2 protein-coding genes are annotated in these 2,276 nt (G+C 34.0%); both read right to left on the reverse strand.

The annotated features are described in order from the left end of the window. Positions 1-141: 141 nt before the first annotated feature. Complete coding sequence (locus tag AB4Y90_RS17585) at positions 142-726, reverse strand: HD domain-containing protein (protein ID WP_441558862.1); 585 nt, start codon at positions 724-726, stop codon at positions 142-144. Positions 727-969: 243 nt separating this feature from the next. Then, the coding region (locus tag AB4Y90_RS17590; RefSeq protein WP_441558863.1) for an adenylate/guanylate cyclase domain-containing protein at positions 970-2,276 on the reverse strand (1,307 nt) is incomplete at its 5' end.

The raw sequence follows: 2,276 nt of genomic DNA on the forward strand, positions 1-2,276 counted from the left end.
GTAACACCACCATCTAAAAAGTGATTAGGAACGAGGAAAGATTTTAAAGCAAAACTCGCAGAAATAACTCCCAAAACGAGATAAATAATATCTGAAAGAGTAAACAGCGGGCCATGTTTAGTTGAAGAACTCATAAAATGATTAGTCGTTTTTTAGTTTTGATTTAATAATGTCTAAATTTTCCTGCTTTTTTTCTTTCCTGTTTTTGATGGAAGTTTCGGTGAAATAGTGATGGCTCTCCAGGAATTTTTCCTGCAAAAGATTCCAGTCGCGCTCAGAATTGACGATTCCGAACATCGAAAGCTCTTCAAAAAGCTTATTGCCGATGGTAAAAAAATCGTCTCTTCCCAGATAATCCAGATCGGCATCAGCTAAAATCTGCTCCAGATGATTGTGCGGAGTCTGAGGAATTTTTGTCGCCATGATCATTCCTTTTATCTTTTCGGTCTGCAATTCTGAATATCCATATTCGGAAAGATATTCTTCGGCAATTTCACAAGATTTTTCTTCGTGATTTTTTGACCCGAACAAAAACCCGGTATCGTGAAACAATGCTGCGGTTTTAAGCAATAATAGATCTTCATCATTCACGTTTTCAGATTTTGCAATTTTTTCTACGGAATCTATTACGTCTTTTACATGCATCACGCTGTGATAAGAAAGATGCTCAGGAAGATTTTCCCTGAGTCTTTTTAATATTATTTTATTTAGTTTTTCGTATTCCATATTTAAAATAGAAAATGTTTTTTTTAAAATTTGAATCTTTGGATAATGCGAAAATTTTTAACGCAAAGATTTTTTTAATGTTTGAAAATATTTTTCGTTCGCAAAGACGTTTCACTTAGCTAAGAACACGCAATACATTCATTTATGATAATCTTTTAAGCAAGATATTTAATTAATTAAAATATATTCGTTAGAATAGATGTGTGATTGTAAGTCTTTTATCTCTTATCTATTTTCTTTCATCTACTTGATCGTTTCCAACGCAAAATACATATCCATATCTCCTTTTCCTTTGGTGTGAATTTTTCCTCTGTATTCGCAGACTATTTTTTCTTTTACCAGTTGATAGGTAGATTCTGAGATATTTATTTTCCCTTTCTCGCTGTTTTGCTCCATTCTTGCAGCCGTATTTACGGTGTCGCCCCAAATATCATAAGCAAACTTTTTCACACCGACAATTCCGGCAATTAAAGAACCAGAATTAATCCCGATTCTTATATCTAAAACATCCGGATTTGTCTTTTTTCTTTCTTCAATAAAATCAATAATATCCAAAGCTACCAACACCGTTTTGTAAGCATGACATTCATTTTTTATAGGCAATCCGCAAACCGCTAAATAGGCATCACCAATGGTTTTTATTTTTTCTAAACCATGCTTTTCCATGATTAAATCAAAAGCGGTAAAACATTCGTTGAGCTCAACCAACATTTTTTCGGCGCCCATTTTCTCGGAACTTTGGGTAAAATTAACAAAATCGGTAAATAAAACACTGACTTCGTCATAATATTTGGCTTCAGAGCTTCCGTTTTCCTTTAATTCTTCGGCAACTTCATGCGGAAGAATATTGAGCAGTAAATTTTCTGTCTTTTGCTTTTCTTTTTGTAATTCAAAAGTTCGCTCATCAACCTGGCTTTCAAGCAAATCATTCTGATCCTGAAGAATCTGCTGCTTTTCCTGTTCCTGTTTTAAATTTACATCAGATAATCGTTTTACTTCATCAAGCTGTTTTACGAGACTCAAATTGGTTGAAGCAAATTCCCAAGCCAGATAAGCTGAAATAGAAATCGGAAAACTGATAAATATAAAACCAAGAACATATCCCATGAAATCATCTCCAAAAAGCTTGTCGGGATCAGCAATATTCAAAGAATCTAAGATCTTGAATATAATGACCATGACAACGAAGAGAAAGAAAGTTAAAATTCCGCCGCCGACAATAAATGCCGATTTTTCTTTTCTTATCATTGCTCTTATAATAAGGTAAAGAGACTCCATTGCGGCAACAAATATGTAAAAGAACACAAAACTGACTGCTAATGCTGCGCTGAAATAGAAAATAATAAGAAACATTGCTGCAATACCGAGCATAATTTTCAGCCTGAGCTTGCTTTTGCCAAAAAGTGTATTGACAAAACCGGTAAGTGACGCACCAAACACCACAATTGATAAAAACGAAAGGAAAGAATAAATATTAATCTGATCAGGATCTGTCATCTCATAAAATGAATGAACCATGTAACTCAGCAAACCAATAGATAGGTTGTAGG

The sequence above is a fragment of the Chryseobacterium sp. 2TAF14 genome, from assembly GCF_052115105.1.
Taxonomy (GTDB): domain Bacteria; phylum Bacteroidota; class Bacteroidia; order Flavobacteriales; family Weeksellaceae; genus Chryseobacterium.